This window comes from Rhizobium sp. ZK1 (assembly GCF_047782645.1).
In the GTDB taxonomy this organism is placed as follows: domain Bacteria; phylum Pseudomonadota; class Alphaproteobacteria; order Rhizobiales; family Rhizobiaceae; genus Rhizobium.
In genome coordinates, this window is sequence record NZ_CP180587.1 from 540,807 (window position 1) to 563,857 (window position 23,051).

21 protein-coding genes are annotated in these 23,051 nt (G+C 59.9%); 9 read left to right on the forward strand and 12 right to left on the reverse strand.

Annotated features, from left to right (window positions below; translation table 11 throughout):
- Window positions 1–16 precede the first annotated feature (16 nt).
- The 3 genes from ACK9YZ_RS25100 to ACK9YZ_RS25110 form a co-directional block, all read right to left on the reverse strand.
- Window positions 17–1,525, reverse strand: coding sequence for an alpha-N-arabinofuranosidase (locus ACK9YZ_RS25100; RefSeq protein WP_416068013.1), 1,509 nt, complete (start codon window positions 1,523–1,525; stop codon window positions 17–19).
- Window positions 1,526–1,988: 463 nt separating this feature from the next.
- Window positions 1,989–2,780: an SDR family NAD(P)-dependent oxidoreductase gene (locus ACK9YZ_RS25105; RefSeq protein WP_216759162.1), complete on the reverse strand. Its 792-nt coding sequence runs from the start codon at window positions 2,778–2,780 to the stop codon at window positions 1,989–1,991.
- Window positions 2,781–2,808: 28 nt separating this feature from the next.
- Window positions 2,809–3,558, reverse strand: a complete 750-nt coding sequence (locus ACK9YZ_RS25110) for an SDR family oxidoreductase (protein WP_416068014.1) — start codon at window positions 3,556–3,558, stop codon at window positions 2,809–2,811.
- A 374-nt stretch (window positions 3,559–3,932) separates the two neighbouring features.
- Here ACK9YZ_RS25110 and ACK9YZ_RS25115 point away from each other — a divergent pair, with 374 nt between their 5' ends.
- The 8 genes from ACK9YZ_RS25115 to pepT all read left to right on the forward strand — a co-directional run bounded on the left by ACK9YZ_RS25115 (window position 3,933) and on the right by pepT (window position 12,208).
- On the forward strand, window positions 3,933–4,655 hold the full coding sequence (locus tag ACK9YZ_RS25115) for a FadR/GntR family transcriptional regulator (protein ID WP_416068015.1): 723 nt from the start codon (window positions 3,933–3,935) through the stop codon (window positions 4,653–4,655).
- Window positions 4,652–5,818 (forward strand): PLP-dependent transferase, encoded by a 1,167-nt coding sequence (locus tag ACK9YZ_RS25120; protein ID WP_416068016.1) that lies wholly within the window; start codon window positions 4,652–4,654, stop codon window positions 5,816–5,818. The genes ACK9YZ_RS25115 and ACK9YZ_RS25120 overlap by 4 nt, the downstream gene beginning before the upstream one ends.
- Before the next feature lie 37 nt (window positions 5,819–5,855).
- Window positions 5,856–7,118: an ABC transporter substrate-binding protein gene (locus tag ACK9YZ_RS25125; protein WP_416068017.1), complete on the forward strand. Its 1,263-nt coding sequence runs from the start codon at window positions 5,856–5,858 to the stop codon at window positions 7,116–7,118.
- Between the two features lie 93 nt (window positions 7,119–7,211).
- Complete coding sequence (locus ACK9YZ_RS25130; protein ID WP_416068018.1) at window positions 7,212–8,147, forward strand: carbohydrate ABC transporter permease; 936 nt, start codon at window positions 7,212–7,214, stop codon at window positions 8,145–8,147.
- 3 nt (window positions 8,148–8,150) lie between these two features.
- A complete protein-coding gene (locus ACK9YZ_RS25135; protein ID WP_216759156.1) occupies window positions 8,151–8,981 on the forward strand; it encodes a carbohydrate ABC transporter permease in 831 nt (276 codons plus the stop codon).
- A 4-nt stretch (window positions 8,982–8,985) separates the two neighbouring features.
- Complete coding sequence (locus ACK9YZ_RS25140) at window positions 8,986–10,044, forward strand: ABC transporter ATP-binding protein (RefSeq protein ID WP_416068019.1); 1,059 nt, start codon at window positions 8,986–8,988, stop codon at window positions 10,042–10,044.
- A 72-nt stretch (window positions 10,045–10,116) separates the two neighbouring features.
- Window positions 10,117–10,869, forward strand: a complete 753-nt coding sequence (locus ACK9YZ_RS25145; protein WP_416068020.1) for a metallophosphoesterase — start codon at window positions 10,117–10,119, stop codon at window positions 10,867–10,869.
- 106 nt (window positions 10,870–10,975) lie between these two features.
- The gene (pepT, locus tag ACK9YZ_RS25150) at window positions 10,976–12,208 is read left to right on the forward strand and encodes a peptidase T (protein WP_416068021.1); all 1,233 of its coding nucleotides are present in this window, start codon (window positions 10,976–10,978) and stop codon (window positions 12,206–12,208) included.
- A gap of 78 nt (window positions 12,209–12,286) precedes the next feature.
- On the opposite strand, the gene ACK9YZ_RS25155 is transcribed toward pepT, so the two are convergent.
- From ACK9YZ_RS25155 to ACK9YZ_RS25175, 5 genes are all read right to left on the reverse strand, one after another.
- Window positions 12,287–13,096 (reverse strand): cell wall hydrolase, encoded by an 810-nt coding sequence (locus ACK9YZ_RS25155; RefSeq protein ID WP_416068022.1) that lies wholly within the window; start codon window positions 13,094–13,096, stop codon window positions 12,287–12,289.
- A gap of 160 nt (window positions 13,097–13,256) precedes the next feature.
- Window positions 13,257–14,297 (reverse strand): sulfate/molybdate ABC transporter ATP-binding protein, encoded by a 1,041-nt coding sequence (locus ACK9YZ_RS25160; protein ID WP_416068023.1) that lies wholly within the window; start codon window positions 14,295–14,297, stop codon window positions 13,257–13,259.
- 10 nt (window positions 14,298–14,307) lie between these two features.
- Complete coding sequence (gene cysW / locus ACK9YZ_RS25165; RefSeq protein ID WP_416068024.1) at window positions 14,308–15,186, reverse strand: sulfate ABC transporter permease subunit CysW; 879 nt, start codon at window positions 15,184–15,186, stop codon at window positions 14,308–14,310.
- A complete protein-coding gene (gene cysT, locus ACK9YZ_RS25170) occupies window positions 15,176–16,033 on the reverse strand; it encodes a sulfate ABC transporter permease subunit CysT (RefSeq protein WP_216759145.1) in 858 nt (285 codons plus the stop codon). The genes cysW and cysT overlap by 11 nt, the downstream gene beginning before the upstream one ends.
- Before the next feature lie 8 nt (window positions 16,034–16,041).
- A complete protein-coding gene (locus ACK9YZ_RS25175) occupies window positions 16,042–17,067 on the reverse strand; it encodes a sulfate ABC transporter substrate-binding protein (RefSeq protein ID WP_416068025.1) in 1,026 nt (341 codons plus the stop codon).
- Window positions 17,068–17,423: 356 nt separating this feature from the next.
- Here ACK9YZ_RS25175 and ACK9YZ_RS25180 point away from each other — a divergent pair, with 356 nt between their 5' ends.
- Window positions 17,424–18,437, forward strand: a complete 1,014-nt coding sequence (locus ACK9YZ_RS25180; protein WP_416068026.1) for a porin — start codon at window positions 17,424–17,426, stop codon at window positions 18,435–18,437.
- Between the two features lie 90 nt (window positions 18,438–18,527).
- On the opposite strand, the gene ACK9YZ_RS25185 is transcribed toward ACK9YZ_RS25180, so the two are convergent.
- The 4 genes from ACK9YZ_RS25185 to kdpC form a co-directional block, all read right to left on the reverse strand.
- On the reverse strand, window positions 18,528–18,983 hold the full coding sequence (locus ACK9YZ_RS25185; RefSeq protein ID WP_416068027.1) for a PTS sugar transporter subunit IIA: 456 nt from the start codon (window positions 18,981–18,983) through the stop codon (window positions 18,528–18,530).
- Between the two features lie 28 nt (window positions 18,984–19,011).
- Complete coding sequence (locus ACK9YZ_RS25190) at window positions 19,012–19,704, reverse strand: response regulator transcription factor (RefSeq protein ID WP_416068028.1); 693 nt, start codon at window positions 19,702–19,704, stop codon at window positions 19,012–19,014.
- A complete protein-coding gene (locus ACK9YZ_RS25195) occupies window positions 19,701–22,412 on the reverse strand; it encodes a DUF4118 domain-containing protein (protein WP_416068029.1) in 2,712 nt (903 codons plus the stop codon). Before ACK9YZ_RS25195 ends, ACK9YZ_RS25190 begins: the two co-directional genes overlap by 4 nt.
- 64 nt (window positions 22,413–22,476) lie before the next feature.
- Window positions 22,477–23,046 carry a potassium-transporting ATPase subunit KdpC gene (kdpC, locus tag ACK9YZ_RS25200; protein ID WP_416068030.1) on the reverse strand — a complete coding sequence of 190 codons (570 nt, stop codon included), beginning with the start codon at window positions 23,044–23,046 and terminating at the stop codon, window positions 22,477–22,479.
- Window positions 23,047–23,051 lie beyond the last annotated feature (5 nt).

A 23,051-nucleotide genomic window follows, 5' to 3' on the forward strand; every position in this document is an offset into this window, starting at 1 on the left:
TTGTTTCACAACAAAGTCAAAGCGTGATCCTGATCATCGAATAAGAGTATGGGGGCACGGTGACTTGCACGCCATTGCTGGAAATCGTCGCGCCCTCGACCTTCATCGGGGCAACTGTGTCCGGCGCGTCCTTGGTGTTGCGAGCCTCCAGATCATCGTGCTTGATCAGCGTATGCTCGACGTTGCGGGCTTTGCCGAACCCCTCCACAGAGAGATCGATCGTCATGGCCTCCTCACCGTGGCGATTGATCGCAAAGAAGGTCAGCGTACCCGCATCCCCGTCATGAACGCCGGCGATGTCCAGGTAGGAGACACCCGCGGCGATATCGGCGTCGTACCTGGCGCAATCCACATCGAGCCGAAGGGCGGTGCCGCGTCCATAATTCGACGCGAACTGGAATGGAAAGTAGATGGTCTGGCGCCAGGCAGCGCCGCCCGGTGCGGTCATAATCGGCGCAATGACATTGACCAACTGCGCTATACAGGCGATCCGCACGACGTCCGATCGGCGGATGAAGGTATTGAGTATGCAGCCGACCTGAAGCACATCCTCGAAATTATAGATGTCTTCCAACAGCACGGGCGCATGCGGCCAGTCCCACTCCTTCATTCGCTTGGCATCGCTACGACGCTCGTGATACCAGACGTTCCATTCGTCGAATGAGATGCGAACATTCTTCTTGGAGCGCTTCTTCGCCTTCACATAATCGATAACGCCACCGACCGTGCCGATATACCGATCGAGTTTCTCTGGCAGGGCCAGAAACTCCGAGGTCTTCTTCTCGTAGTTCTCGAAATACATATGCAGCGAGATGTAGTCGACCTGATCGTAGGTCTCTTCCAGAACCGTCGCCTCCCATTGGGGGTAGGTCGGCATGTCGGAATGTGAGGAGCCGCAAACGACGAGCTCCAAGCTATCGTCGAAGGCACGCAGCGCCTTGGCCGTCTCGTTTGCGAGGTGGCCGTATTCCACTGCGGTCTTGTGCCCAACCTGCCAGGGGCCGTCCATCTCATTGCCGAGGCACCAGAGCTTGACGTTCCATGGATCGGCCTGTCCATTTTTGCGACGAAGGTCAGACCAGTAGCTGCCGCCTGGGTGGTTGACGTATTCGACGAAGTTGCGAGCGTCATCAAGCCCGCGGGATCCGAGATTGACGGCAAGCATCATCTCGGTACCCGCAGCTTTCGCCCAACCCGCAAATTCGTGAATGCCTACCTGATTGGACTCGGAAGTCCGCCAGGCCAGGTCGAGCCGTGTCGGACGCTCACTTTTGGGGCCGATACCGTCTTCCCAATTGTAAGCCGATACAAAGTTTCCGCCGGGATAGCGGCAGACTGGCGTATCAAGAGCGCGAACCAATTCAAGGACGTCCTGGCGCATGCCAGACTCGTCGGCTGTTGGATGCCCGGGCTCGTAGATGCCCGTGTAGACGGCCCTTCCGAGATGTTCAAGGAACGACCCATACAATCTCTTGTCGATATCGGCTACCGTATAACGCGCGTGCGCTGTGACTCGAGCCTCCATATTCCTCCCCACCATTCATATCAATTTATTTGGTTTATATCCGTCGGTGGCATAGTAAGCGCTGAGCATGTGCGTTCGTCAAGAGGGTAACGCAACTTGCTCGGCCCTAAAATGCACAAATGTCGCGTGTACCACCCATTGTTTTTGCTCATCTTCATCGAGCACTACTTTTCCCCAATACGAAGGCGATTTCCCGTCCCCAGGATCCCGCGATTTTCGCCCTGCAAGATTACCGGCCGGCGATGCGTAGAAAAAGCCCGCGAAGCGGAGCCGCGAAAGCGGGCTATTGAGTGTTAGCTGGCACTGCTTGGCCGACGGCGCCCGGAGCTAGCGGTCGGTCTCGAAGTCTATCCTACCCGTATGTCTTGCCCGCCACACTCCGTTGCACGGGCGGAAGCCTCCATCTTCTACGGGGGTTTTCTAATGCTGTGAGCTCGACCTTGCGCCGTAAGCCGGCCTCTTCTCAAAGCGTGTCGATGAGGCCGCCGTCCACCCGCATAGAAGCCCCAGTCGTGGCCGATGCGAGCGGGGATGCCAGATAGGTCACTAGGTTCGCGATCTCGTCGACGCTGGCAGCACGTTGGATGAGCGAGCCGCTGCGGTGTTGCTTGACGAAGTCGGCGGCAACTTCCTCAATCGACTTTCCGGTCTTCTGCTGCTCGTCGGCAAGCATTGCCTCGACGCCCTCCGAGAGAGTAGGGCCGGGAAGAACCGAGTTCACAGTCACGCCGGTGCCTGCCATGCGCTTGGCGAGTCCACGAGCGACGGCGATATCGGCCGTCTTGCTGACCCCGTAGTGGATCATCTCGACAGGGATGTTGAAGCCCGATTCCGAGGCGATGAAGATGACGCGGCCCCAGTTCGCCTTCTCCATGCCTGGCAGATAGGCGCGGGATAGCCTGATCGCCGACATGACGTTCACCTGCCAGTGCCGGTCCCACACTTCGTCGCTGGTGTCGAAGAAGTCACTCGGCTGGAAGATGCCAGCGTTGTTGATGAGGATGTCGACATGGGCAAGCTTGGCTACAAGTGCGCTGCATCCTTCGGCGGTGGCGAGATCGGCCGCGACTGCGATGACGCTGGCCTTGGCACCCTCGTTTCTCAACCGTGCGGCGGCCTTTGCCGTCTTGTCTTCGGATCTGCCGTTCACGACGACGTCCGCGCCCGCTCTTGCGAGCTGCCGGGCGATCGCGTAGCCGATGCCCTCCGTGGACCCTGTCACCAGGGCTGTCTTTCCTTTGAGATCGATCTGCACTTTCTGCTCCTGTGAGGTTGGACGTCGATCAAAGATTGCTCATGCCGCCATCGATTATGAGCTCGCTCCCGACGATATAGGCCGCTTCGTCAGATGCGAAGAAGACGATCGTCTTCGCCACTTCCGACACGTCACCGAACCGACCGACCGGAATTTGGTTCTGCACGCCTTCGGCCATCGCCTTCATGTCGGCTTCCGACATACCGAGCTTTCCGTAAAGCGGGGTCGCGATCGGGCCGGGGCTGACGGCGTTGACGCGGATGCCGCGACCGACCAGCTCGCCCGAGAGCGTCTTTGCCAGCGTCAGGAGGGCGCCCTTCGTCAGCGAATAGACGCTCGAGTTCGGCATGCCGATATGCGCGTTGATCGACGTGTTTAACACGATCGAGGCGCCCTTCGAGAAGATCGGCAGGAGAGCCTGGATGAGGAAATAGGGGCCCTTGACGTTTGTCGCGAACGATTTGTCGAAGTCCGCTTCCGACCAGCTCTCGACGGGACCGAACTGAGCGACGCCCGCGTTGACGAACAGGATGTCGAGTTGGCCGAAGGCTTTCGTGACCTGGTCGACGACCTCCTTCTGACCGGCGACGTTGCCAGCGTCGGACTGAATGACGATGACGTCTTCGCCAAGCTCCTTGCGCGCCTTTTCGACACTGGCAGCGCTGCTGCCCGTCACGGCGACGCGCGCGCCCTCGGCGACAAACTGGCGAGCCGTTTCAAGGCCGATGCCGCTGGTGCCCCCGGTGATGAGGGCGGTCTTGTTAGCAAGTCTGGACATGTTTGATTTCCTTTTGCGTTGTTGAGACGGCCTCGATGTCGGGGTCGATGACAATGATTTACTACTGGCGAGCCGTTCGAATTAGTGGGCCGAAAGCAATTCTATTGTTCGGCGACGCCGAACGTTTGAGGCGAGGGAGCATCAGGGCTAGGCGAGCTGAAGGGTCAACGGGACAATCCCAATAATCCAGTGGAAACAGTGATTTGAGCCTCTTCAGCGAGAGCGGAACTCTCTGAACGTAAAAGTAGGTCCGCATTTGCCATCAGGGATCCGCACCCCAAAATACTGCCTTGACGCTGCTTCAGCTTTCGGAAATGCTAGGATGTCAGACCAATTTTAAGGGTCGGCTGCCTTAGAAAAGAGCTTGGGGAACCATGAAGGCAAATGGTAGCGACAGGCCGGTAATCCGGCCGCTTCCGGCGATTGACCGCGCCCGTCAAGTGACGGATGCGCTGGCGCATTATGTCGAGGATGCCCGGCTTCAGGCGGGTGACCGCCTGCCGGCGGAGCGGGAACTGATGGCCGCCCTTGCCGTCGGGCGTTCCACCATTCGCGAGGCAATCCGGCATTTCCAGGCGCTTGGCGTCATCGAGACGCGCAAAGGCAGTGGAACTTATCTGTTGAAACCGGTTTCCCCGGACACGGTCCACATGTCGCTGTCGCTCGATACCGCGCATTTGCGTGACGTGTTGCTGCAGACGCTGGAAGTTCGCCGGGGCATCGAATGCGAGGCCGGCATGGTCGCTGCACGGCGGCGCACGCCGAAGGACCTCATGGTCATCGAGGAGAAGCTCGACGAGATGGAGCGGGTCCATATCGCCAAGGGGACGTCCGGGCCGGAGGACTTGGCCTTTCACCTCGCCGTCTATGACGCCACGCACAATCCGCTGTTTCGCCAGCTGCTCGAACAGATGCGCGAGACCTTCGAACGCTTCTGGGAGCACCCTTTCGACAGGCAGGACTTTGCTCGCCGCTCCTTTCCCTTTCACCGCACCCTTTTCAATGCCATCGCCGCCCAGGACACCGAGGCGGCGCGGCGTGAGACACTGAAAATCCTCGACGTGGTCGAGGAAGACATCAAGGAAATGTCCCGATGACTGACGGCCTCGAACCGTTTGACCTTGCTTCGCTGATCACCGCCCATGACGAAGGCAACTTCGCCGAAGCGGTCGTTCCGCCGATCTTCCAGACGTCGCTTTTCACTTTTTCAGATTATGACGACATGATCGCCTCCTATCGCGGCGAGAAGGTACGGCCGATCTATACGCGCGGCCTCAATCCGACCGTGCGCATGTTCGAGGAGATGCTGGCAAAGCTCGAAAGTGCGGAGGATGCGCTGGGTTTTGCAAGCGGCATGGCGGCGATCTCTTCTGCGGTTCTCAGCTTCGTGGAGCCGGGTGACCGTATCGTCGCCGTCAAGCACGTCTATCCGGATGCTTTCCGCCTGTTCGGCACCATTCTGAAGCGCATGAAGGTCGAAGTGACCTATGTCGACGGCCGCGACGAAGAGGCCGTCGCCAAGGCGCTGCCCGGTGCGAAGGTCTTCTACATGGAAAGCCCGACGAGCTGGGTCATGGAAGCCCATGATGTCGGCGCGCTGGCCGTACTGGCAAAGAAACACGGCGTCGTCACCATGATCGACAACAGCTGGGCGAGCCCGTTCTTCCAGCGGCCGATAACACTCGGCGTCGATCTCGTCATCCATTCCGCCTCCAAATATCTCGGCGGCCACAGCGATGTGGTTGCCGGCGTTGTGGCTGGCTCCAAAGAGATGATCGCCCGCATCAAGGCCGAATCCTATCCCTATCTGGGCGGCAAGCTCTCTCCCTTCGATGCCTGGCTGTTGATCCGTGGTCTGCGCACCCTGCCGATCCGCATGCGGGCGCATGAGGCGGCGGCCATGACGATCGCACAGCGCCTGCAGGCGCTCGACGTTGTCGAGCAGGTCTGCCATCCGGGCCTTGCCAACCGCCTGCCTGCCGGCCTCAACGGCACGTCGGGCCTCTTCTCTTTTATATTCCGCGAAGGCATCGACATCAGAGCCTTCGCAGATCACCTCAAGCTGTTCAAACTGGGCGTAAGCTGGGGGGGACATGAAAGCCTGATCGTACCGGGCGAGGTGGTGCTGCAGCAAAAGGCACAGCCGAATTCCGCACAAGCCTTCGGCATCAGCCCACGATCTGTGCGCCTTCATATCGGCCTCGAAGGAACCGAGGCCCTGTGGAGGGATATCGAGGAGGCGATTGCCGTCGCCTCGTAACTGAAACCTCACAAACAACGACGGAGGGGAACCGAAAATGAAAAAACTGATTCTTTCAACGCTATTTGCGACCACGATGATGGCAGGTACGGCTTTTGCGGACACGACGCTGAAGCTCGTCGAAGTCATCACCAGCCCGGAGCGCACCGAAACGCTGAAGTCGATCGTCGGCAAGTTCGAAGCCGCCAATCCCGGCACCAAGGTCGACATCATCTCGCTGCCCTGGAACGAAGCCTTCCAGAAGTTTGCGACCATGGTCTCGGCCGGCGACGTGCCTGACGTCATGGAAATGCCTGACACTTGGTTGTCGCTCTATGCCAATAACGGCATGCTCGAAAGCCTCGAGCCTTATCTTGCGAAGTGGGAACACACCAAAGAGTTGACGCCGCGCGCGCTCGAACTCGGGCGCGACGTCAAAAACACCGCCTATATGCTGCCCTATGGCTTCTATCTGCGCGCCATGTTCTACAACAAGAAGCTGCTTGCTGAAGCCGGTGTGAAGGAACCGCCGAAAACGATGGAGGATTTCACCAAGGCCTCCGAAGCCGTCTCCAAGCTGCCGGGCAAATACGGCTACTGCATGCGCGGCGGTCCGGGTGGCCTCAACGGCTGGATGATCTTTGCCGCCTCCATGGCGGGCGACAACACATACTTCAAGGAAGACGGCACCTCGACCATGAACAGCGAAGGCTGGGCAAAGGGCATCGAGTGGATGGTCGATCTCTACAAGAAGGGCTATGCGCCGAAGGACAGCGTCAACTGGGGCTTCAATGAAGTCGTCGCCGGCTTCTATTCCGGCACCTGCGCCTTCCTCGACCAGGACCCCGATGCGCTGATCGCGATTGCCGAACGCATGAAAAAGGACGATTTCGGCGTCGCTCCGCTGCCCAAGGGTCCGGCCGGCAAGTCCTATCCGACCATCGGTTACGGCGGCTGGTCGATGTTCACGACGAGCCAGAATAAGGATCTCTCCTGGAAGCTGATTGCCACGCTCGAAGGCCCGGAAGGCAATATCGAATGGAACAAGAAGATCGGCGCTCTGCCGGCCTATACGGCAGCCGAGAAAGATCCCTTCTACGCTGGTGACCAGTTCAAGGGCTGGTTCGAGGAACTGGCCGACAAGGACACCGTCCCGACGGTCATGCCGACCTATCTCGAGGAATTCGCCTTCTTCAAGGATTCCATGGCGATCAAGACCTCGCAGCAGGCGCTGCTCGGTGACATTTCGGCCAAGGATCTCGCCGACCAGTGGGCCGATTACCTCACCAAGGCACAGCAGAAGTTCCTCGCCAAGAAGTAAGCAGGCTACTGAAACGGCGGCGGAAATCTTCCGCCGCCGCTCATTCAACGACAGACGGCGCCCTGAAGCGTCGCGAGGGAAAGTATCGGGTTAATGACCACCACCGCCCATACGCTCGAGTTACGCCACGACCGCCGGCCATGGCTGCGCCGTCTGGCCGATGCCTCGGAGCCTTATCTCTACAGCGCGCCGTCGCTGATTCTGATCATCGCGGTCATGCTGGTTCCACTGGTGGTCGGCGTTTCCTATGCCTTCCGCGATATTCAGCTTCTCAATCCCTTTTCCGGCGGCTTCGTGGGGTTAGAGCATTTCCGGGAACTTTCACGGGACAAGGCCTTTTATGGCGCGCTGCGCAATACGCTCTGGTGGGCCGGTGCCTCGGTCATCCTGCAGTTCTTCCTCGGTCTTGTCCTCGCCCTTCTGCTCGACAAGCCGTTCTGGGGCAGGGGTGTTATCCAGGCGCTGGTCTTCCTGCCCTGGGCCGTGCCGTCCTTTCTCGCCGGGTTGAATTGGGCCTGGCTCTTCAATCCGGTCATCGGGCCGATTCCGCATTGGCTCTTTGCGCTCGGGCTGATGAGCGAGCCGGGCAATATCCTCTCAGATCCGCAATATGCGATGTGGGGACCGATCATCGCCAATGTCTGGTGGGGCATTCCGTTCTTCGCCATCACGCTGCTCGCCGCCCTGCAGGCAATCCCGCGCGATCTCTATGAGGCGGCCTCCATCGATGGTGCGGGCTGGTTCCAGCGCTTTTGGTCGATCACCCTGCCGTTCCTGGCGCCGACGATCGCCATCACTGTGATGCTGCGTACCGTCTGGATTTCGAATTTCGCCGACCTGATCGTCGTCATGACCGGCGGTGGGCCGGCGGATCGTACTCAGATCGTTGCGAGCTACATCTTCACCCAGGCCTTCAGACGTCTCGATTTCGGCTATGCCTCAGCGATCGCGCTGGTGCTGTTGGTCCTGCTTCTGGCCTATTCCATGCTGATCATCCTGCTGCGGCAGAGCCTGCTTGCCAAGGATTGAGCCATGAGACGATCCATTCTTCCCATCATTGCGCACCGTCTGGCGATCCTCGCCTATGTCGTTTTCGCGCTTTTCCCCCTCTTCTGGCTCTTGAAGGTTTCGGTTACGCCGAACGACCTGCTTTATACCGAGGGTGTGCGCATGTGGCCGTCGCGGACCACATGGGAACACTACAGCTTCGTGCTGGAGCACAGCGCCTTCCCGACCTTCTTCAAGAACAGCCTGATCGTCTCGGCCTCAACGGCGGTGGCGGTGACGATCTGCGCCTCGCTCTCCGGCTATGCGCTGTCGCGCTTCAGCTTTCGGGCGAAATATTGGATCATCGCGCTGATGCTGCTGACCCAGATGTTTCCGCTCGTCATGCTGGTGGCGCCGATCTTCAAGATCCTGTCGCCGCTGCACCTGACAAACAGCCTGACGGGCCTCGTCATCGTCTACACCGCCTTCAACGTGCCTTTCGCGACCTTCCTCATGCAGTCCTTCTTCGACGGTATTCCGAAGGATCTGGAAGAGGCGGCGATGATCGATGGCGCTACCCAGTTCACGGCCTTCCGGCAGATCATCCTGCCGCTGACGCTGCCAGGCATAGCGGCGACCCTCGGCTTCGTCTTCACGGCGGCCTGGAGCGAACTGCTTTTCGCGCTGATGCTGATCAACGGCAATGATGCCGCGACCTTCCCGGTCGGCCTTCTTACTTTCGTCTCCAAATTTTCCGTGGATTTCGGGCAGATGATGGCGGCGGGCATCATGGCGCTCATTCCCGCCGGCCTCTTCTTCCTGCTCATCCAGCGGTATCTCGTCCAGGGCCTGACGGCCGGCGCGGTCAAGGGTTAGTTACATGGCATCGATCGATATCAAGAATATCCAGAAGTCCTATGGTCATTTCTCGGTGCTGCAAGGCGTCGACCTGGAGATCAAGGACGGCGAATTCGTCGTGCTGGTCGGTCCGTCCGGCTGCGGCAAGTCCACTTTGCTGCGCATGATCGCAGGCCTCGAAGAGGTCACAGCTGGCGAGATCCGCATCGCCGGCAACCGTGTCAACGAGCTGCATCCGAAGGACCGCGACATCGCCATGGTGTTCCAGTCCTACGCGCTTTATCCGCACATGAATGTCGCGGGCAATATGAGCTACAGCCTGAAGCTCAGGAAGACGGCGAAGGAGAAAATCGCCAGCGCGGTGGCGAGTGCCGCCTCCAAACTCGGCCTCGATCCGCTGCTGGAGCGCCGACCGAAGGCGCTCTCTGGCGGCCAGCGTCAGCGCGTCGCCATGGGCCGTGCCATCGTGCGCCAGCCGAAAGCCTTCCTGTTCGACGAGCCGCTTTCGAACCTCGATGCGCGCCTGCGCGAGCAGATGCGTGCCGAAATCAAGAAGCTGCATGGCGACCTCAAGGCAACCTCGATCTACGTGACCCACGACCAGATCGAGGCGATGACGCTGGCAGACCGGATCGTCGCCATGCATGGCGGGATCGTGCAACAGGTCGGCAGCCCTCTGGAGCTCTACGACCGGCCCGCCAATCTCTTCGTCGCCGGTTTCATCGGCTCTCCCGGCATGAATTTCCTGGATGCAAATTACGATGCCGGTGGCGTGAAGCTGAAGGACGGCACGAACGTGCCTCTCAACAGATCGCTGCCTCTGTCGAACGGCGAGAGGGTGACGCTCGGCATCCGACCGGAACATGTCGTCATGACGAATGACGGAGCCGGAATTGCCGCCGATGTCGAGCTCGTCGAGCCGACGGGCTTCGGCATCATCCTGCATCTTTCGCTGCATGGCCTGCCGTTCAAAATCTTCACGCTCGATCGCGAGGCGCTGAGCGCGGGACCAAAGGTCAACGTCGCCTTTCCGGCCAAGCACCTGCATGTGTTCAACGGCGCGGGCAACCGCGTCGATTGAACGGAGGCAAGGCGATAGAATGCAACGGTCGCCTTCGGCATACTGCCTTCATTGGGAATTGAGGGGCACGATATGCTTGTTGCACAGATATCCGATATCCACGCCGGACCGGACAGTCCGTCGCTGCTTATATTCGAAAGGGCGATCGATTGGCTGAAGGCATTTCGGCCCGATGCGCTCGTCCTGACCGGAGATCTGGTGGATAACGGATGGCGGGAGGGCTATCGCCGCATGGCGCAAAGCCTGCGGTCGCTGGATTTTCCTGTCTATCTGTTGCCGGGCAATGGCGATGATCAACCCGTGATGCGGGGCGAACTTGCCGGGATTGGCAACTGGGCCGGCACGTCCGTCCCGATGCATTTCCATGCAGCTCTCACTGGTGTGACCCTTGTTGGGATCGATGTAACGGTAGCCGGACAAAGCTATGGTGACATCCTGCCGCATCTGCCGTGGCTAGGAAGCACGCTTGCCGATGCGGCGACACCCGTTCTCGTCTTTTTGCATCAGCCGCCGTTCGAGATCGGCATAGAGGTTCTGGATCAGGTCGGATGCAAGAATGGTGATGCGCTTCTTGCGCTTTTGAAAGCAATGGAACGTCCACCACTTGGAATTCTCTGCGGCCATGTTCACCGGGCCGTTCTCGGCAGAACGGGATCGCTCGCCCTTCAGACATGCGGTTCGCTTTGTCCGCCCAATCCGCTGTTGCTGGGAGATCGGGGTGATCTTCCCGTTCTCGACGCCTCCTCCTTTCTGCTGCACGAGGTCAGGAACGACCGGCTGTTGTCGCATATCGTGTCGATACAGTCGCTCGCCGAGGGTGGATGAGTTGGATTGAGCGGTGAATGCCGGCCCGCTGCCGGCGGAAAGAGCTTTCATCACAGGGCCTTCGGACGCTATATCATCAGACGATGATCATGCTGGAAGGGATATTATGACAGGTACCGTTCTCGACCGTTTTCTCCGCTATGTCGTCATCGACACCCAATCCGATCCCGCCTCATCCACGCAGCCGACCACCGAGAAACAGAAGGATCTCGGCCGGGTTCTGGTTGCGGAGCTCCTGGAGATCGGCCTTTCGGATGCGCATCTTGACGAGCACGGCTATGTCTATGCGACCATTCCGGCAAATACCGATAAGAAGGTGCCGGTCATCTGCTTCTGCTCGCATATGGACACGGCGCCTGACTTCACCGGCAAGAACGTCAAGCCGCAGATGGTGAGGAACTATGCCGGTGGGGATATCCAGCTTCCCCGCGATCCGAGCCGGGTGATCCGTGTCTCCGAGCATCCGCAGCTGAAGAACCAGATCGGCAACGACATCATCACCACGGATGGTACGACCCTGCTCGGCGCCGACGACAAGGCGGGACTGGCGGAAATCATGGCCGCGGCAAAGATCCTCGTCGACGATCCGGAGATCAAGCACGGGACGATCAAGATCCTTTTTACGCCTGATGAGGAAGTCGGCCGAGGCGTCAACAAGGTCGATCTGAAGAAGCTCGGCGCCGATTACGCCTATACGATGGATGGCGAGACCGCCGGCCATATCGAGGACGAGACCTTCTCGGCCGACAGCGTTGATATCGTCATTGCCGGCGTCGCTATCCATCCGGGTTTTGCCAAGAACCGGATGGAAAATTCCATCAAGATCGTCGGCGCCATCATCGACCGGCTGCCGAAGGATATCGCGCCGGAGACGACCGAAGGAAAGCAGGGCTTCATTCATCCGACGGGTGTGGCCGGCTCGATGGAAAAGGCAGCGATCAGCCTCATCATTCGCGATTTCACCGACGAAGGCCTTGCCGAAAAGGAGACCATGCTCGAAGCGATCGTCAAGGATGTGATGAAGTCCTATCCAGGCTCGACCTATCGCTTTGAGGTGAAGGAGCAGTACCGCAATATGAAGGTGGTGCTCGACCGTCACCCTGAGATCGTCGAGAACGCAGTCGAGGCGGTGCACAGGGTAGGGATGACACCGGTGCGCGGCAGCATCCGCGGCGGCACGGATGGTTCGCGCCTTTCCTTCATGGGCTTGCCGTGTCCGAACATCTTTGCCGGAGGCCATGCCTTCCACTCGCCGCTCGAATGGATCAGCCGCCAGGATATGGAAAAGGCTGTCGGGACGATCGTGGAGCTTGCGAAGATATGGGAAGAGCGCGCCTAGCGCCGCTACTCTAAGCGTCGGCCCGAAATCGGAATTGATTTGCGGGCCGATGCTGAAGCGCTCTTCATTCTTCCCGCATCAGCCGCCGTATGCCGGAATGCTTCCGCGCAGCATCACGTTGTCATAGGCAGGGCGGGGCGTCGGAATCGCAACAGGCATTCCGGGTTCCGGCTCGATCGACGTCACCGGCTCACTGACCGGTATCGGTTGTGTGCTCGCCGTCGCCATGGGATCGGGCGCTGGAATCGGCACGGGAACGGCTGACGGGATCAGCGCCTCGAACTGTGGCGGCAGCATGCTTTCGCCGGGTACATAGTTCATCGCGACTTCGTAAGAAGGCAGCGGCGGCGGGGTTTCGAGCGTGCCGTCTTCATCGCGCTTCTCGTAAAAGGCATTGCCGCCCGCAACCGTCACATAATGCATGTTATTGTAGGGGAACTTCAACCCTGCGGTGTGGAAGAACATTGCGTCCTTCACCGCGGGATGGCGCTCGCCGCTCAGTATCGCATCAGCCGCGGTCGCAAGCTCGGGCTCTGCCTGCGATTTGACCTCTCGAGTCATAACGCCTGGCGCAAACTGCCTCTTCTGGGCCACGACGCCGCAGATGGAGTCGGCATAGGCGCCGGAGGTCAGACGGTTCATGACGACGCTGCCGACGGCCATATAGCCGGCCTCATCCGAATGCTCGGATTCGAAGTACATCGCCCGTTTCAGGCAGTCGCGATCCTTGGTGGTGTAATTGAAAGTGACCTTTGCCGGTTGAAACTGTTTCGGTTTGGCTTTGACCGGCGCTGTCGCCGGTTTCGGTGTCGTCGTGCAGCTCGCGGCTGCCAGTCCTACGAATAAAATCCCGACCAGGGATTTTCCAAAGGATATCTCCGCCCTCAACGCCAGGTGCCTCCTATTGGAATTAGTCCAGCCCTTTTCGATCTAAGCGAAAACGTTTTACCCGGCATGTGACAAAAATACAAACAACCGGAGATCACAAAAATACCAATGGGTTCCCGCCCGAAATACGATTCTGGCGGGAACCGGTGCTGCGATGATGTCAGCCTCGAAAGAGCTTCCAGCGTGTCGGCTTGAAGGCAACACGCGTGCGGTCCAGCCGGTCGGCTTCGCTCGGCGGAAGCTCGATTTCGATATGAGGGCGGTCCTTGCCGATATCGAGCTCGATATGGCGGGTGCCCGCGACACGGCGGCTGGCAACCGGCTGGCCGGCAATGCAGTTCTCCGCCGATTCGCAGAGCCTGACATCATGAGGACGGAAATAGAGCTGGGCGGCGCCATCGGCCTCATCCTCGGCGTTGAGGCCCAGCGAACGGCCCTCGAAACGAATATCGCCGCCGGCGACCTCCACCTGCAGGCAGTTCGACTGGCCGACAAAGCCGAAGACGAAGGGCGAATTGGGACTGTCATAGACCTGGTCCGGCGTGCCGACCTGCTCGATCGCACCCTGGCTCATGACGACGACGCGATCGGCAAGCTCCATCGCTTCGTCCTGATCATGGGTGACGAAGACGGTGGTATGGCCGGTACGATCATGGATCTCACGCAGCCATTTGCGCAGATCCTTGCGAACCTGTGCATCGAGCGCACCGAAGGGCTCGTCGAGCAGCAGGACGTTCGGCTCGACTGCCATGGCGCGGGCGAGTGCCACGCGTTGACGCTGGCCGCCGGAAAGTTGGGCCGGATATCGCTTTTCAAGACCCGAGAGCTGCACGAGATCGAGCAGTTCCAGCGCCCGCTTGCGGATCTCCGCCTGCGGCGGACGGCGGGATGAATTACGTACCTTCAGGCCGAAGGAGACGTTGTCGAGCACCGTCATATGGCGGAACAGCGCATAATGCTGGAACACGAAGCCGATATTGCGCTGCTGGACCGTCTTTCTCGACGCGTCTTCGTCACCGAAGAAGATCTGGCCTTCGGTCGGGCTTTCGAGGCCGGCGATGAGACGCAGCAACGTGGTCTTGCCAGAGCCTGACGGCCCGAGCAGTGCGATCAGTTCGCCGGAGCGGATGTCGAGCGAGACATCGTGCAGCGCCGGAAAGCGATCGAATTCCTTGCGTAGGTTTTGGACGCGTACTTCCATTCTAATTCCTTCAGTGCCGCCGGCTGGCGGCGATTTCCGCGCTAAAGCGCATTTCCAGCAGCGTCTTCAAAACAAGCGTGACAAGGGCAAGCAAGGCCAGCAGCGAAGCGACCGCAAAGGCCCCGGTGAAATTGTACTCGTTGTAGAGGATTTCCACCTGCAAGGGCATTGTATTGGTCTGGCCGCGAATATGGCCTGATACGACCGAAACGGCGCCGAACTCGCCCATGGCGCGGGCATTACAGAGCAGTACGCCGTAGAGCAGGCCCCATTTGATGTTCGGCAGCGTGACGTGCCAGAAGGCTTGCCAGCCGCTGGCACCGAGCGAAAGGGCGGCCTCCTCATCCTGCGTTCCCTGTTCCTGCATTAGCGGGATAAGCTCGCGCGCGACAAAGGGAAAGGTGACGAACATGGTGGCGAGAATCAGCCCTGGCGCTGCAAACAGGATCTTGATGTCGTTGGCGCTCAGCCACTGGCCGAGCCACGTGTTGGCGCCGAAGAGCAGCACGAAGACAAGACCCGAAATGACCGGCGAAACCGAAAAGGGCAGGTCGATCAGCGTCGTCAGGAACGCCTTGCCCTTGAATTCGAACTTGGCGATGGCCCAGGCGGCGGCGACGCCGAAGCTAAGGTTCAAAGGCACGCTGATGCCGGCGACGATCAACGTTAGGCGGATCGCCGAGAAGGTTTCGGCATCCTGAAGCGATGCGAAAAACGAGCCGGCACCCTTGCGGAAGGCCTCGACGAAGACCGCCGCCAGCGGCAGAAGCAGGATCAAAAGCAGGAAGACGAGCGAGATGGCGACCAGCGTGACGCGGGCGACCTTGCTTTCGGTGACCGCCGAATGGAGCTTGTGCGGCTCGGTCGATGGGATGGTATCAGACGCCATAACCGTACCTCCGTCTGCTCCAGCTCTGGATGAGATTAATGACGAGCAGCATCGCGAAGGAGATGATCAGCATCATCGCCGCAATGCCGGTCGCAGCAGCATAATTGTACTCTTCGAGCTTGATGACGATCAAAAGCGGGGCGATTTCCGATTTGAACGGCAGGTTGCCGGCGATGAAGATGACCGAACCATATTCGCCGACGGCGCGGGCAAAGGCGAGCGCAAAGCCCGTCAGTACCGCCGGCGCAAGGCCCGGCAGCAGCACGCGCGCGATGGTCTGGAAGCGGTTGGCGCCAAGCGTGGCGGCGGCTTCCTCTACTTCCTTGTCGATCTCTTCCATGACCGGCTGGACCGTTCGCACGATGAAGGGCAGCCCGACGAAGATGAGGGCAACGACGATACCGGCAGGCGTGAAGGCGATCTTGATGCCGAGCGGCGTCAAGAATTGCCCGACCCAGCCGTTCGGAGCGTAGAGAGTGGTCAGTGCTATGCCGGCGACGGCCGTCGGCAGGGCGAAGGGCAGATCCACCATGGCGTCGATAATGCGTTTGCCGGGAAACCGGTAACGCACCAGAACCCAGGCAAGGATAACGCCGAAGACGACATTGAGACAGGCAGCGATGAACGCACAGCCGAAGCTGATGCGCAGCGCGCTCAATGTTCGCTGGTCGAATGCGATGCCGAAGAACGTCTCCCAGCCGAGTGCGCTCGACCGCCAGGCAAGGCCGGACAGGGGAATCAGTACGATGAGGGTGAGCCAGATCAAGGTAAGGCCGAGCGCCAATCCGAAACCCGGAATGACGCTCGGCCGCTTGAACCGCCACCGTGTGGGGTTATGTGCGCTCATAAGATCTATTATTGGGCCGGCTTGTAGATCTGGTCAAATACGCCGCCGTCGCCGAAGAATTTCGGCTGCGCATCCTTCCAGCCGCCGAAGTCATCGATCGTCGCGAGCGTCAGCTTCGGGAAGCGGGCAATATCGGCCGGATCGGCTGCTTCCGGCTTGATCGGGCGGTAATAGTGCTTCGCCGCAATCTTCTGGCCCTCATCCGAATAGAGGTAGTTCAGATAGGCTTCTGCGACCTTGCGGGTGCCTTTCTTGTCGACGTTACCGTCGACGATTGCAACCGGCGGATCGGCACGGATCGAGAAGGATGGGGTCACGATCTCGAACTGGTCGGGACCGAGTTCTTCGAGCGAGAGATAGGCTTCGTTTTCCCAGGCGAGTAGTACGTCGCCGAGCCCGCGCTGGACGAAGGTGGTCGTCGCGCCACGTGCGCCGGTGTCGAGAACCGGAACGTGCTGCAAGAGCTTGGTGACGTAGTCTTGTGCCTTGGCTTCGTCGCCGCCATTCGCCTGCTTGGCCCATGCCCAGGCGGCAAGGAAGTTCCAGCGGGCGCCGCCCGAAGTCTTCGGGTTCGGCGTGATGACCTGCACGTCGTCCTTGATCAGGTCGCTCCAATCCTTGATGCCCTTGGGGTTACCCTTGCGCACGAGGAAGACGATCGTCGACGTGTAAGGGGTCGAATTGTTGGGGAGCCTGGTCTTCCAGTCGGCTGGAATCTTGCCCGTCGCCTTGGCAATTGCGTTGATGTCGCCTTCGAGGGCCAGCGTCACGACATCGGCATCAAGGCCGTCGATGACCGATCGCGCCTGGGCGCCGGAACCACCGTGAGAGGCTTGGATCGTTACGGCTTCGCCAGTGTCGGTCTTCCACTTTGCAGCGAAGGCGGCGTTGAAATCCTTATACAATTCGCGCGTCGGATCATAGGATACGTTGAGAAGCGTCTGGTCGGCGAATGCGGGCGCGACGCTGCCGATCGCAAAGCTGCCTGCCATGACCGCGGCCGCGATGAGCCGTGTGAGCCTTGAAGTCTGCATGGGAACCCTCCGTGGTTATACGCTAAACTCTATCAACTAAGTCGTATAATGAAACGAAGATTGTTCCGCTTCCGGGGACCAACCTTAGAAAGCCATCCCATTTTCAGCGGGTGATTGCGAATGGGACGTGCTGCCAGTCGGCCCGCGGCCAATTAAGGCGCTGCGCCATAGTCGTGATTTTTCTGCCACAGTTCGACCGCCAAAGTGACATTGGTGTGTCGATTTTTAGTCTTCTTTTGCAGCGCTGACGTTTTCGAGTGCCTACATGGACTTCCGGTCGTTGGGATTCGGCGACCGATGGTGGGGGTGTCCTTGAAGCACTGCTTGCCTCTTTCAAACCGTAAAAGGTCTTTCTGATGTCTATTAAAACTATCCTTCTTGGCTCTGTTGCCGCCCTTGCAGCGGTTTCCGGAGCACATGCAGCCGACGCTATCGTCGCAGCCGAGCCGGAGCCCGTAGAATATGTTCGCGTTTGCGACGCCTACGGGACTGGCTACTTCTACATCCCGGGCACCGAAACCTGCCTTCAGATCAGCGGTTACATTCGTACTGAAGTTCGTTTTGGCGACAACATCTCCGGCGATTCCGACGTGAACTTCTGGACTCGCGGTCAGGTCACCTTCCAGACCAAGAACGACACCGAGTATGGCACGCTGACCGGCGTTATCACGCTGCGCACCAACGCTGACAACGCCACCGATCAGGAAACCCTGCTCGATGAAGGCTACCTCGACATCGCCGGCTTCCGCGCTGGTAAGCAGTACAGCTGGTGGGATGACGATCTGAGCGGCGAGACGGATACGCTCTCGAGCAACGAGACGACCCATAACTCGATCCGCTATCAGTACGAGACTGGCAACTTCGCAGCCGGTATCTCGGTCGACGAACTTGAAGAAGCCTATGTCGAAAAGCCGGGCGAAGGCCCGAACAACTTCGGCGTTGCAGCCCAGGTTTCGTTCAAGAGCGGCGCATTCAGCGGCTACCTGCTCGGTGGTTACGATAGCGACAATGAAGAAGGCGCTATCCGCGCAATCGTCTATGCTGATATCGGCCCCGGCACCCTCGGCCTCGCTGGCATCTGGGCCAGCGGTGCTAACTACTATTATGAAGAGTCCGAATGGACGGTTGCTGCCGAGTACAAGGTGAAGCTCACCGACAAGTGGGCCGTTACCCCGGCCTTCCAGTACTTCGATAAGATCAATATCGATGCTGACGGCGATTTCAGCGGCGGCAGCGCTTACACGACTGGCGTGACCATCGACTACCGGATTGCTGATAACCTGCGCAGCAAACTCAGCGTTCAGTATCACGACGAAGAAGATGGTGACGACGAAACCTTCGGTTTCCTCCGTTTCCAGCGCGACTTCTAATAAAAAGGAGCCGGAGCGGCCCCTTTGTTTCGATTTGCCTTCCCCCCGCCACGGCGGGGAGAAGGTCTGAAGCGAAAAGCGTATTTCGCTTCAGACGCGTGAATCCGCGATGAAATCCGAATAGAATTCATCACTGCTTTTTGCCTTGCGCATGGCCGCCAAGACGCCATCCGACTGAAGCCTGCGGGCGATGGCGGCAAGCACGTTCAGATATTCCCCACGATTGTTTTCCCCGAAGAGCAGCACGAAGGCGATGTCTGTCGGGATATCGTCGATCGCATCGAAATCCAGTGGTTGAGCGAAGCGGATCAAGAGGCCGCGTGGGCTCGTCATGCCGTCGATCGCCGCATGCGGAACGGCAATGCCGTTGCCAATGCCGGTGGAGCCGAGCTTCTCGCGGGATTCGAGCGCTTTCAGAACGGTCTGGCCGTCAATTTCGAAAGCCTTGCCGGCCTTTTCGGAAATCGCCTGTAGCGCGCGCCACTTGGTCGTCACCGACAGGCCGATGAAGGTATGCTCCGGCCGGATGATGTTGGAGAGGTTCATTTCATTCTCGATGCTGTTTCGACTTGTATCAGTCAGGCTCGCGGAGCCGGTAGCCGACGCCGGTCTCGGTGGTGATATAGTGTGGCTGGTCGGGAATCTGCTCGACTTTTTGCCGCAGCTGGCGCACATAGACGCGCAGATACTGCACGTCCGCCGCCGGCCCCCATACCTGCTTTAGAAGAAATTGATGTGTCAGCACCTTGCCGGCGTGCTGGGCGAGTACGCGCAGGATGTCGTATTCCTTCGGCGACAGCTTGATCTCCCTGCCGTTGACCTTGACGATGCGCTTGACGAGATCGATCGACAGACCGCCGGTCTGAAAGATCGCCTTTTCTCCCTGCTGTTGCAGCCGATGGCGGAGCGCCACGCGGATTCGTGCGCCGAGCTCGTTAACACCGAAGGGCTTGGTCACATAGTCGTCGGCACCGGTTTCCAGCGCCTTGACGATGCCGGCTTCGTCGGTACGGCTCGACAGGATGACGACGGGCATGGTGAGCCCATCCTCGCGCCATTCCCGCAAAAGGTCATGGCCCGAAATATCGGGAAGACCGAGATCGAGCACGATGAGATCGGGCTGGTCGTCCTTGACGGACTGGCGGGCAGCACCGGCATTCGGCGCTTCATGGACTTCGTAGCCCTGTGCGGTAAGGCCGACGCGTAAAAGCTTGCGGATCGGGGGCTCGTCGTCCACTACGAGAATCTTGACGGCTGAACCGGTCATTTGAGTTCATCCAGTTTGGGAATGTCATTCGGTTTGGGAAGGCGGATGGTGAAGACGGCGCCGGACCGGTCCGTCCGGTTGCCGGCGGTGATCGTTCCGCCCATCGCCTCGATGAAGCCCCGGCATATGGAAAGGCCGAGGCCAGTGCCGGCGCGGACCTGATCGCCCTTGCGCACGCGGTAGAAGGTGTCGAAGACACGGGTGAGGTCTGCAGGGGGAATGCCCGGGCCTTCGTCGGAGACCTGTATGACGACATTGTCGGCATCCGCCCAACCCTCGATCCGGATGACCGAACCCTCGGGCGCGTATTTCGCGGCATTGTCCAGCAGGTTGAAGAGGACCTGCTCGAAGAGCACGGGATCGACGCGTACCATGGGCAGGTCGGCGGGGATCGTCATTTCCGTTCTGTGACGGTCGAGAATCTTGGCAGTGCGGCGCAACGCGCTGCCGGCGATGTCTCCAGTATAGTGCAGTGCATAGTTCGGCTCCATGGCACCGGATTCGATCTTCGTCATGTCGAGTAGGTTGGCGATGAAGCGGTTGAGGCGCTCGGATTCATCGACGACGGTCGAGAGAAGGTCGGTACGGTCCTCCGCAGTCATGGAATCGAAATAGTCGCGTAGCGTGCCGGACGCGCCGAGGATCGCCGCAAGCGGCGTCTTCAGATCATGCGAAATCGAGGTCAGCAGGGCCGAACGCAAGCGATCTGCCTCCGCCGCAAGTCTGGCGCGATCGACATCGGCGACAAGCTGGACACGCTCGATGGCGAGTGCTGCCTGATCCGCCAGGGCGTCCAGAAGACGTTGCTGCTCGGGCGTCAGCAGCGGGCCGTCGCGACGGTCGCTGTCCAGTCCGATGACGCCGACGGCCGTGCGGCCGGTGCGCAGCGGTACATAGAGACGCTTGGCGCCCGGCAGCGTATCGGCGCCGCGTCCGGCAGCGTGATTATGCTCCCAGGCCCAGCGGGCGGCGGCAATATCGGCATCGTCGAGCGTATCGTCAGGCGGATAGCCGGCCTTGACCGCGATGGAGCCTTCTTCCGGAAGGAGCAGAACAACGCGCACCTTGAGCATGGAGGCAAGCTGAAAGGCGGTCGCCCAGAGGACGTCATCCAGTGTGCCGGTACCGGCGAGCTTCTTGGAAAAGAGATAGAGGTCTTCGGTCGTCCGCGCCCTTTGACGGGCCGCTGCCGCCTGACGCTGCACCGTCGCCGTGAGATTTGAGGCGATAATGGCGACGCCGAGGAAAAAGAACAGCGCCAGCACGCTTTCGGGGTCGCTGATCGTCAGCGTGTAGCGCGGCGGCAGGAAAAAGAAGTTGAAGGAGAGAGCGCTGAGAATACAGGCATAAAGCGCCGGCCTCAGGCCATGAATGACCGCTGAGGTCAGAACCGCCATCAGAAAGACGAGCGCCAGGTTGCGCACATCGAGCACCTGATCGAGTACCACGCTGACAGCCAGCGCGATCGCGACATAGGCTGTCGAGACGATATAGGCTCTGAAATTCAGCGTGGGCGCGCTCGGGGCCGCCTTGACGCCGCGCTGCGAAGCCGTGTCTTTCTCGTTCCCGGAAATGACATGAACGCTGATATCGCCGGCCTGCCGGATGAGCTCGTCAGTCGTCGAGCGGCTCCACCACCATTCGCGCCATGTCGGCTTCTTCGGTGCGCCGATGACGATGTGGGTGACATTGTTGGCGGTGGCGTGGCGCACCAATTCTTCGGTGACTTCGCGACCGGGAATGGTGATCGCCTCACCGCCGAGCTGTTCGGCAAGCCGGAGCGTGGCCGCGATCGTATCGCGCTGCGTTTCCGACAGATTGATGGAGCGGTTGGTCTCGACATAGACGGCAGCCCAGGGCGCGCGCAAGCGCGCAGCCATGCGCGAGGCGTAGCGCACGAGCGAGGCGCAGCGCGGATGATCGTCGATCGACACCAGCACGCGCTCGCCGGCAGCCCATGGGCCGGAAATCGCATGCGCCTGCATATGGGTCAGCAGCTGGTCGTCGACCCGCTGGGCGGTCTTGCGCAGCGCAAGCTCGCGCAGAGCCGTCAGGTTGCCGGGGGTGAAATAGTTGGTCAGCGCTCGCTCGGCGGTCCTTGCTACATAGACCTTGCCGTCATGGAGGCGCTTGATGAGGTCGTCGGGTGTCAGGTCGATGATCTCGATATCGTCGGCCATGTCGATGACAGAGTCCGGCACGGTCTCGCGCACCCGGATGCGGGTGATCTGCGAAACAACGTCGTTCAGGCTTTCGACATGCTGGATGTTCAGCGTCGAATAGACATCGATGCCGCGATCAAGCAGCTCCTTGACGTCGAGGTAGCGCTTCGGATGACGGCTGCCCTCGGCATTGGTATGGGCAAGCTCGTCGACGAGAACGAGATCGGGCTTGCGAGCGATGATGGCGTCGAGATCCATCTCTTCGAGCGATTGGCCGCGATAGGCGACTTTGATGCGAGGGATGATTTCAAAACCGGCGAGCAGCGCCTCGGTTTCCTTGCGGCCGTGGGTTTCGACAACGCCGATAACCACATCGAAGCCGTCGGCCATCTTGGCGCGGCCGGAGACGAGCATTTCATAGGTCTTGCCGACGCCTGGTGCGGCACCCAGGAAGATCTTGAGGCGCCCACGCGACTCCGCCCGGGCCTTTTCAAGGAGCGCATCGGGCGAGGGCCTGCCGGCCTGGTCGCGGTTGTCGTCTGGCATGCGGTTCGGTCTTTCCTCACGAGCGAGCCCCGGCCCGCCTGCAGCGCTCCGGGGCTCTCAACCTTTACTGAGTCATAGAAGCATCAAGGCTCTGGTTCAACGCCAGAACATTGACGGTCGGCTCGCCAAGCAGGCCGAGTTCGCGGTCAGTCACGGCCGCATCGACCAGCGCCTTGACCTTGGCTTCGTCGACACCACGCGCCTTGGCGACGCGCGGTACCTGGAAGTAGGCGGCATCCGGCGAGATATGCGGGTCGAGGCCGCTGCCCGACGCGGTGACGAGGTCGGCAGGAACTTCGGCATTCGGGTTGGCTGCCTTGGCCGCATCATAGTCGCCCTTCACACGGTCGATCAGCTTCTGGCTGGTCGGGCCGAGGTTGGAGCCGGAGGAAGCAGCGGCATTGTAGCCATCGCCCGCGGCGGATGGGCGGCCGTGGAAATACTTGTCGCTGGTGAAGGCCTGGCCGATGAGCGTGGAGCCGATGACCTGGCCGTCCTTTTCAATGAGGCTGCCGTTTGCCTGAGAGGGGAAGAGAGCCTGGGCGACCCCTGTCATGGCGAGCGGGTAGAGGAGGCCGGTGATGGCCGTGGTGGCAACGATCATGACGATTGCCGGACGAATTTCTCTAAACATTGGAT

Coding starts and splice junctions, on each gene's coding strand:
- ACK9YZ_RS25100 (WP_416068013.1), bottom strand. CDS start 1,525: ATGGAGGCTCGAGTCACAGCGCACGCGCGTTATACGGTAGCCGATATC.
- ACK9YZ_RS25110 (WP_416068014.1), bottom strand. CDS start 3,558: ATGTCCAGACTTGCTAACAAGACCGCCCTCATCACCGGGGGCACCAGC.
- ACK9YZ_RS25115 (WP_416068015.1), top strand. CDS start 3,933: ATGAAGGCAAATGGTAGCGACAGGCCGGTAATCCGGCCGCTTCCGGCG.
- ACK9YZ_RS25120 (WP_416068016.1), top strand. CDS start 4,652: ATGACTGACGGCCTCGAACCGTTTGACCTTGCTTCGCTGATCACCGCC.
- ACK9YZ_RS25125 (WP_416068017.1), top strand. CDS start 5,856: ATGAAAAAACTGATTCTTTCAACGCTATTTGCGACCACGATGATGGCA.
- ACK9YZ_RS25130 (WP_416068018.1), top strand. CDS start 7,212: ATGACCACCACCGCCCATACGCTCGAGTTACGCCACGACCGCCGGCCA.
- ACK9YZ_RS25135 (WP_216759156.1), top strand. CDS start 8,151: ATGAGACGATCCATTCTTCCCATCATTGCGCACCGTCTGGCGATCCTC.
- ACK9YZ_RS25140 (WP_416068019.1), top strand. CDS start 8,986: ATGGCATCGATCGATATCAAGAATATCCAGAAGTCCTATGGTCATTTC.
- ACK9YZ_RS25145 (WP_416068020.1), top strand. CDS start 10,117: ATGCTTGTTGCACAGATATCCGATATCCACGCCGGACCGGACAGTCCG.
- pepT (WP_416068021.1), top strand. CDS start 10,976: ATGACAGGTACCGTTCTCGACCGTTTTCTCCGCTATGTCGTCATCGAC.
- ACK9YZ_RS25160 (WP_416068023.1), bottom strand. CDS start 14,297: ATGGAAGTACGCGTCCAAAACCTACGCAAGGAATTCGATCGCTTTCCG.
- cysW (WP_416068024.1), bottom strand. CDS start 15,186: ATGGCGTCTGATACCATCCCATCGACCGAGCCGCACAAGCTCCATTCG.
- cysT (WP_216759145.1), bottom strand. CDS start 16,033: ATGAGCGCACATAACCCCACACGGTGGCGGTTCAAGCGGCCGAGCGTC.
- ACK9YZ_RS25175 (WP_416068025.1), bottom strand. CDS start 17,067: ATGCAGACTTCAAGGCTCACACGGCTCATCGCGGCCGCGGTCATGGCA.
- ACK9YZ_RS25180 (WP_416068026.1), top strand. CDS start 17,424: ATGTCTATTAAAACTATCCTTCTTGGCTCTGTTGCCGCCCTTGCAGCG.
- ACK9YZ_RS25185 (WP_416068027.1), bottom strand. CDS start 18,983: ATGAACCTCTCCAACATCATCCGGCCGGAGCATACCTTCATCGGCCTG.
- ACK9YZ_RS25190 (WP_416068028.1), bottom strand. CDS start 19,704: ATGACCGGTTCAGCCGTCAAGATTCTCGTAGTGGACGACGAGCCCCCG.
- ACK9YZ_RS25195 (WP_416068029.1), bottom strand. CDS start 22,412: ATGCCAGACGACAACCGCGACCAGGCCGGCAGGCCCTCGCCCGATGCG.
- kdpC (WP_416068030.1), bottom strand. CDS start 23,046: ATGTTTAGAGAAATTCGTCCGGCAATCGTCATGATCGTTGCCACCACG.